Here is a 7,980-nt window from a genome sequence, read left to right on the forward strand (position 1 = left end):
GTATAAGTATAAGAATTACTATTATGCTAATGCGTTTATGTTTCAACTTTTTTTATTCGGCGAGTTTATATGTGACTGCTGAAGAGAGGGTCATATGATTTTTGACAGTGTCAATGTTAACAATTTGTTGCTAGATTTGGATAACTCTAGGTTCCTAGATCAACCTGATAACCAGCGACAAGCGATAGAGTTCATGCTAAAACAGCAGGGAGATAAGCTGTTTAAACTAGCAAAAGACATTATTGAGTATGGCCTTGATCCATCAGAGCGACTTGTCGTGGTTAAAGACGAATCAGATAACTACGTCGTAGTTGAAGGTAACCGAAGAATCACTACTCTGAAGCTTCTTAAAAACATAGGCATGTTTAATGAAGATAAAACCGTTCGTAAGATCAAAGGGTTACTGTCCTCTAACCCTGAATTACCACAAACGGTAGATTGTGTCATTTATCAACAACATGATGAAGGGTATGAGCACTGGGTTAGCTTAAAGCATACCGGTGCGAATGATGGTGTAGGTCGAGTTCAGTGGAAAGGCCAAGAGGTTGATCGCCATTGGGCTAAGCATGGTGCAACATCATTTGGCAATCAGCTAATAACTTTCATTACCAAAGAACCAAATATCAGAAGTTCGATTAAAAGCAATACCAGTAAGCTAAAAATCACAAACATCAATCGTCTATTAGGCGATCCTGCTGTGCGTAAGAGGCTCTCTCTTCATACGGTTACAGGGAGTTTATTTTGTAGGTGCTCTAAGGAGTACTTTATTGAGCGTATCACTACGTTACTTGACGAGATGCTTGAAACTGATGACAACGGTAAGATTCAATTCACAGTTAACCGAATAAAGAAAAAGCGTGATCGTGAAGAATTCATGAATCAATTGTGTATTGTTTCTCCAGAGCAAGCACTGTCGAGCTCTTGGAAGTTGACTGACCCCGCTAGCTCTCTATCAAAAGCTGGTGTTAATGATAACAAGGATAAAAATAAACCTGGTAGCACGGAAGGTAAAGGGGGGTCGCCATCAAAAGAGGATAAACCGGAAGATGAAACTGACTCGCAAACAACAACAGGTAAGGGGTCTGATGATGGGCAATCTAATGAAGGCGTTGATAAATTAAAATCTTTAAATAGAAAAGGCAGTAGACTCGCCCCAAACCCCAAACGTAATATGCTTATTCCTGCTAACTGTAAGTTAACTATTAGTGATGATARAAAGTGTTCAGGATTGTTCAGAGAGTTAAAAAGTAAGCTAACTTTTGATGATCACCCATTCAGTATATCTGTTCTGATTCGTGTTTTCCTTGAAATGTCAGTAAGCCATTACATAGATAAACACAAGATCGAGCTACAAAACCCTAAGAAAACAGGGCTTCATGATAAGGTTGTTGCTGTGGCTGAGGATCTGTACAATAAAAAGAGAATTACTGGGCAAGAATCAACTTCTTTGAAAGCTAGCTCGAATAACTACTTCAAAGCTAGTGGCGCAGGACAGCAATATGTTCATAATATACATATGCTGCCGGATAAAGTGTCAGTTAATACCATGTGGGACAATTTGGAGTCTCTTTTCAAAGGGATGTGGCAAGATTGATAATCGTGGCCAAATCGACAATAGATTGCTACTATTCACCCGCAGTAACAAAAGAATGAGCAGCAGTTATGGCGTTTTATACACCGCTTCGTTATCCCGGAGGTAAGGGAAAGCTAGCGTATTACCTTAAAGCATTGATTGAAGGGAATGGACTACATGATGGTCATTATGTAGAGCCGTTTGCTGGCGGAGCAGGAGTTGCGCTTGAGCTAATGTTTCAAGAGTATGTTCGACATATTCATATCAATGACCTAGATAAAGCGGTGTACTCGTTCTGGTTGTCAGTAATTGAGCATACAGAAGAATTGTGTGCTCTAATTCATGATACTCCTGTGACTATCGAAGAATGGGAACGTCAGCGAGCTATCATTGCTGATAGCGAAAACAGCTCTCCAGTACAACTAGGATTTGCAACATTCTTCCTTAATAGAACTAATAGATCTGGAATACTTAAAGCGGGAGTTATTGGTGGTAAGGCTCAAGCTGGTAAATGGAAGCTTAATGTTCGCTACAACAAAGATGAGTTGATCAATCGCATTCAGCGTATTGCAATGAATCGAGACAGGATTCATGTATATAATCTGGACACCGCTGAGATGTTGAAAAGCAAGCTGGATCACCTTCCTCAAGATACCCTCATCTATCTAGACCCACCTTACTATATCAAAGGGCAAGGACTTTATCGGAATTTCTATAATCATGATGATCATGTTCAGATTAGAGAGATTCTAGATGGCATAAGAGATAAGCCTTGGGTTGTTTCTTACGACAATGCGCCAGAAATCTCGGATATCTATGCTTCATATCGTCAGAAAGTGTTTGATCTTCAGTACACAGCTCAGTCTAAACGCGTTGGTTCTGAGATTATTATTTACTCAGACAAAATACGTATTCCGGATATACAACTAGGAAAAAGTTCTCTATAAGGGCTATTTACTGTCTGTATTAGTAAGCGCTCATAAAGTAATTCTCACACGATAGTACTAGCTCATACTGTGCTGAAATCGGCTTAGCCTAACTTAAAGCAATTATTCTTTAGGTAGCATTACTTTCCGGTATGTCGGTTTGAAAGCTTGGATTAATATTACAAAGGCGCCTCTCGACGCCTTTTCATGTGTTCGGTAGTCAGAGCCCTAGAGATATTTTTAGGGCACCAAAACTCCTAAGCCTTTTATTTGATGCGCTCTAACCACACACCCGCTTCGGTATGGTGAGTGAACGGGAATTGATCGAACAGGGCACAACGACTAATCCGGTGGGTTTGGCCTAAGCGTTGTAAATTCTCGACCAAGGTTTCCGGATTGCATGAAATATACAAAATACGATCGTAGCCTTGCACCATTTTGCAGGTTTCATCATCCATGCCCGCGCGGGGTGGATCGACAAAAATGGTGTTGCACTGATAATCACTCAGCGTCACGCCTTGGTCTTGTAAGCGACGGAACTCACGCTCACCATTAATCGCTTGGGTAAACTCTTCGGCTGACATACGAACGATTTGCACGTTATCGATATGATTGGCGGCAATATTGTATTGCGCCGATTGTACCGAGGGCTTGGCAAGCTCGGTGGCTAAGACTCGACGGAAGTTTTTTGCCAGCGCCAGTGAGAAGTTGCCGTTACCGCAATACAGTTCCAGCAAATCGCCCTCGCTATCTCGGGTACAATCAATCGCCCAATCCAGCATTTTTTGCGCCACTGGGCCATTGGGCTGGGTAAAACTGTTTTCAATTTGCTGGTACACCAAGGTTTGGCCATCAGCCTGTACCTTTTCTAGTACGTAATCGCGGTCTAGTACCTTTTTTTGCTTACGCGCACGGCCAATCAAGTTGAGGTTAAAGCCTTCATCATTGAGGCGTTGCTTCAGTGTCTGGGCGGCCTGCTCCCACGCTTCATCTAGTTGGCGGTGGTACAGTAACGACACCAAGATCTCGCCACTTTGGGTTGACAAAAAGTCTACTTGGAACAGTTTGCGGCGCAAGGTCTCGTTGGGTTTAATTGCTTCGAGTAAGAGCGGCATCAAGTCGTTGATTAAGCGGCTCGCCACGGGAAAGGTATCAACGCGATATTTTTGTTTAGTCGCCGGGTCAAACATGATGTAGTAAAGATCATCCCCCTCATGCCATACCCGAAATTCCGCGCGCATCCGATAATGCGTCTCTGGCGAATGAAACACTTCGAGCTCAGGCGCGTGAAACGGTGCGAGTTGTTCCGTGAGTCGTTGGACTTTCTCAGCAAGCTGTGTGTCGTAGTCAACGGTTGATTGGGCCTTGGTCATGATGGCTGCCTCAGCGATTGGAAAATGAGCGCAGATTTTAGACAAATCCCCAGCTATGTCCAGCCTTGCTCACGATTCTCCGTTATTCTATAAGGTTATCAATGGACAATATCCATCTAGATGGCTACTATCCTTGGGCGGGTAAGCGATTAGCGAGCAAACAGGCCGTAATCGCAGGAATGCGGTGAGAATCCGCAACTGACGCGCAGCGGTATCAGAGAACGACCCTAACTCGGCACTAGGCCAGACACTGTCGCCAATTCTTTGGATAGGTGATGGGAAGTCGTTAGCAGTAGGCGGCGCAAGCCATGCTCTTAAGTCCGAATACAGCCCGCCCCGCAGCACAGTGCTGCATATTCTCGCGATAGGAAGGAATAACCCATGAACAAACCAATTGTGGCGAGCCTGGTGGCGGCGTCATTACTCCCCGCGAGCGCGTGGGCCGAGCAAAATACCGAAACGGTGGTGGTGACCGCCAGTCGGTTTGCGCAGTCCGATGCCTCAGTATTGCAATCCGCAGCCATTTTGACACGTCAAGACATTGCGCGCTTGCAGGCGCGAAGCCTTGTCGATGTATTGCGCTCGGTGCCGAGTATTGAAATTGCTCAAAACGGAGGTCGTGGACAAATTGCCTCTATTTTTATGCGCGGCACGGAATCAGACCACTCTTTGGTCCTAATTGATGGGGTGCGTATGGCCTCGTCCATCACAGGGTCGGTGGATTTTAATCAGATCCCGGTGAACAGTATCGAGCGTATTGAGGTTATTCGTGGCGCACGCGCCACACTCTATGGGTCGAGCGCGATCGGTGGTGTGATCAATATCATCACTAAAACCGATAAAGAGCGAGCCAATGTTTCCGTAACCATGGGCAGTTTGGATCATCATGCGATTAACGGCGCTTGGGCAACAAAGTTAGGCGATAAGGGTCACTTCTCAGGCATTGCTGGGTATGAGTCGAATGATGGATATAATGTTCACCCAAAGGCGAGTAACCGTGGAGACCAGCATGGCTTTACTGGTCGCAATACACAACTTGGATACAATTATCAATGGAACGCTGCTTGGTCGGCTGATATCACGGGGCGCTGGTACCAGAATGAGTACGATTACGATAATTTTGGTAGCTTAAAACATGGCTGGTTAGAAAGCCAAGCACTGGCCAGCACGCTGAATTATCGCTCTGATGCCTGGAGTGCAACACTCAGCGCAGAAATCTCCCAACAAGAAAACTATGACTACAGCCTTGGCAGTGACCGTAAAAACAATAAAACTTCAGATGTTGAGCAAGTCACTACCTCGTTGGGACTCCAGTATCAAGCCACGAATGATTGGCTGCTTGGCGGTGGTGTGGATTATCGACAAGACACCTTTAATGAAGGAAGCTTGATTACCAACCCCGATGATATTGCAATCAATCCGCGTGATAACCTGGGCACTTACCTTTTAACGCAATTTAGCCCAGTAGAGGCACTATCTATTGAGGCAAGCGCACGTTCGGACGATAACGAACAATACGGGCAGCATACGACTTGGCAGACAAGCGCGGGTTTTGCGATAGCGGAAGGGTATCAATTGGTCGCTAGCTACGGCACCGCTTTTAAGGCACCCGGTCTGACTGAGCTTTACGGATGGGGCGGCAATGCAACGCTCAAGCCGGAGGAATCGTCCAATACCGAGTTTGCTCTTCGTGGCGTGACGGCTGACGTTGATTGGTCACTTACAGGCTATATCAATCGCATTGATAATCTCATTCAGTATGCAGGTAGTTACCCCAATGGTCAGAACCAAAACGTGGGTGAAGCTAAGATCGAAGGCGTTGAGTTTATTGCTAACTTTGATGTCCACTCTTTAAATAATCGCATATCGTTAGAATATAAAGATCCTAAAAATGAGAAAACAGGCGAGCAGCTCGCACGTCGCGCTAAACGGATAGCGAAGTGGGATGCATCCTACCAATGGGAGCGACTGCAGCTCGGTACTCAGTGGCAGTATCAAAGTGAACGTCTGGATTATCCCGGTGGAAAGATGCTGGGAAGCTATAGTCTGTGGACGGTTACTGCCTCTTATCAGGCGACCGATAACCTGACCGTGAAAGGCAAAGTCGATAATGTGTTCGATAAAGAGTACGAGACTGCGGGGGGTTATCCTGCGGCCGAACGCGGCTACTTTATGACGCTGGACTATCAGTACTAGCGTTTGCTTTTATGGTGAAACTAGCTTTAATCACGCCTTTATCGTTATGATAAGGGCGTTTTTTATTGAATGGGTGTCCCATGGCGCAGCCCAATATATTGATCTTCGACTCCGGTGTGGGGGGCTTATCGATTTATCAGTCGGTGCGAGAGCTGCTTCCTGACGCTAACTACACCTATTTGTTCGATAACGCAGCTTTCCCATACGGTGAGCTGGACGATACCCAACTCATCACTCGTGTGACTGCTTTGGTGAGTGCGGTATGTATGCAGCATGATATTGATATCGTCGTCATCGCATGTAATACCGCCTCGACGCTGGTACTGCCGCAGTTACGTGAACAGTTAGCGATTCCGGTTGTCGGCGTGGTGCCGGCGATCAAACCGGCAGCGGCGCAAAGTCAGCATAAAACGATAGGTTTGCTGGCCACACCTGCCACCGTTGCTCGTCCTTATACGAAGCAGTTGATTGCCGATTACGCCAAAGGCTGTCATATGGTGTCGGTAGGTACTACAGCTTTGGTGCATATGGCAGAGCGAAAGTTACGAGGCGAGGCCGTTAATCAAGAGGACTTAACGGCAATCTTAGCGCCGTTTACAGCCACCATCGATACGTTGGTGCTGGGATGTACGCATTTCCCCTTATTGCGAAATGAAATCCAACAAGTATTGGGTGAGTCAGTGTGTTTGATTGATTCAGGCACTGCAATCGCGCGCCGCATCGTCTCACTGACGGCGACACTGAACTTATCCAGTGTTACCGCGACAACATCAGACAATCACGCTTACGCAACGGCAACACCGATTAAGGCTGACGCGCTATCCGACTATATACAGTCGATAGGATTGACGCGCGTTAGCTATTCGCCTGCTTTTTTGGTTCGTTCGCTTCACGGACTTTAAGTGTCCGCTCACCGTATACATTGTTATTCAGGGCGTTGATGGCATCCTCGGCATGCGCAGCGGCCATCACCACGAAACCAAAGCCTCGACGTTTGCCGGTGCGTTTATCCTTCATCAGCCGAACGGCAAAAACCTCGCCATGTTCGCTAAACAGTGTACGGACATCATTTTCATTGGCGCGATAAGGTAGGTTACCCACATACAAGGTTTTACTCTGAGGTGATTCTTCCTCGTCGTTGTTCACGCTATGTGGTGCAGGGGCATCCTGTGCCGCTGGTTTAAAATCGGGGAGAGGAAGGTAGAGGCAAGACAGTCCGCTGACGATTGCGCCTGCAGCGAATGCAATGGCAGGTGAACTGACCCCCATCAGGTTGACGATAATGGCGCCGAGTACGGCGATACAGATAATTAGTGCAAAATTGACTGGTGATTTCATAAGCATTATTAAAAATAGAGCAATTAAAAGTGATGACATGAACAACAAATAGGCAATGCATGTCATGAAAAGGACCAAGAAAACAGGCCAGCGTTATCTCTCAGTAAATACCACGTATCAAGAATGTTTCAAAACGCTGGTTATTCATCATTTTAGGTGGATTCTTGCCCAGTCGAAATAAAAAACGTAAAAAACCCTTGTCAGTGTGATCTGTGTCGCTATACTACGCCCCACATCGACACGGCACACAGGGCAAGCGCTCAGCGCCATGTTGAAGTAAAAAATCAAATAAAAATAAACGCTTGACGTGAGTTTTTAAAAGATTAAGATAGCCGTCCACTTAACGCCAAGCGTTAGGGGAGTCAAAAAGAGGTTTTATTTCCGGCCTGAGGGTTGAAAATAAAAGATAAAATTTCTTATTGACTTTAACGGTAAGGCGCGTAAGATACTCAGCCCTGACCAAGCGAAGCGCAGCTTCGCACAGTCAACGCTCTTTAACAATTTGACCTATGCAATCTGTGTGGGCACTCGTTGAGAATAGACAAAAAGATTTATTCGATGAACTGAGTGACCA

The 7,980-nt window shown here is 45.8% G+C and carries 6 protein-coding genes and 1 riboswitch; of the genes, 4 read left to right on the top strand and 2 right to left on the bottom strand.

The annotated features are described in order from the left end of the window. Positions 1 to 94: 94 nt before the first annotated feature. Both BZG80_RS15175 and BZG80_RS15180 read left to right on the top strand, forming a co-directional pair. Positions 95 to 1,594 (top strand): hypothetical protein, encoded by a 1,500-nt coding sequence (locus BZG80_RS15175; protein WP_077679735.1) that lies wholly within the window; start codon positions 95 to 97, stop codon positions 1,592 to 1,594. 68 nt (positions 1,595 to 1,662) lie between these two features. Further along, complete coding sequence (locus BZG80_RS15180; RefSeq protein WP_077679736.1) at positions 1,663 to 2,520, top strand: DNA adenine methylase; 858 nt, start codon at positions 1,663 to 1,665, stop codon at positions 2,518 to 2,520. A gap of 245 nt (positions 2,521 to 2,765) precedes the next feature. On the opposite strand, the gene trmA is transcribed toward BZG80_RS15180, so the two are convergent. Beyond that, a complete protein-coding gene (gene trmA / locus BZG80_RS15185) occupies positions 2,766 to 3,872 on the bottom strand; it encodes a tRNA (uridine(54)-C5)-methyltransferase TrmA (RefSeq protein ID WP_077669746.1) in 1,107 nt (368 codons plus the stop codon). Between the two features lie 122 nt (positions 3,873 to 3,994). Further along, positions 3,995 to 4,221, top strand: a riboswitch (cobalamin riboswitch). A gap of 32 nt (positions 4,222 to 4,253) precedes the next feature. On the opposite strand from trmA, the gene BZG80_RS15190 reads away from it, so the two are divergent. Continuing rightward, positions 4,254 to 6,068, top strand: coding sequence for a TonB-dependent receptor domain-containing protein (locus tag BZG80_RS15190; protein WP_077679737.1), 1,815 nt, complete (start codon positions 4,254 to 4,256; stop codon positions 6,066 to 6,068). A gap of 80 nt (positions 6,069 to 6,148) precedes the next feature. Then, positions 6,149 to 6,970, top strand: a complete 822-nt coding sequence (gene murI, locus BZG80_RS15195; protein WP_077577214.1) for a glutamate racemase — start codon at positions 6,149 to 6,151, stop codon at positions 6,968 to 6,970. Here murI and BZG80_RS15200 read toward each other — a convergent pair. Further along, positions 6,924 to 7,406 carry an RNA-binding protein gene (locus tag BZG80_RS15200; protein ID WP_077577232.1) on the bottom strand — a complete coding sequence of 161 codons (483 nt, stop codon included), beginning with the start codon at positions 7,404 to 7,406 and terminating at the stop codon, positions 6,924 to 6,926. The genes murI and BZG80_RS15200 overlap by 47 nt on opposite strands. Between the last annotated feature and the right edge of the window lie 574 nt (positions 7,407 to 7,980).

The sequence above is a fragment of the Salinivibrio sp. MA440 genome, assembly GCF_001996265.1.
GTDB classification, from domain to species: Bacteria; Pseudomonadota; Gammaproteobacteria; order Enterobacterales; family Vibrionaceae; genus Salinivibrio; species Salinivibrio costicola.

Coding starts and splice junctions, on each gene's coding strand:
- BZG80_RS15180 (WP_077679736.1), top strand. CDS start 1,663: ATGGCGTTTTATACACCGCTTCGTTATCCCGGAGGTAAGGGAAAGCTA.
- BZG80_RS15200 (WP_077577232.1), bottom strand. CDS start 7,406: ATGAAATCACCAGTCAATTTTGCACTAATTATCTGTATCGCCGTACTC.
- murI (WP_077577214.1), top strand. CDS start 6,149: ATGGCGCAGCCCAATATATTGATCTTCGACTCCGGTGTGGGGGGCTTA.
- BZG80_RS15190 (WP_077679737.1), top strand. CDS start 4,254: ATGAACAAACCAATTGTGGCGAGCCTGGTGGCGGCGTCATTACTCCCC.
- trmA (WP_077669746.1), bottom strand. CDS start 3,872: ATGACCAAGGCCCAATCAACCGTTGACTACGACACACAGCTTGCTGAG.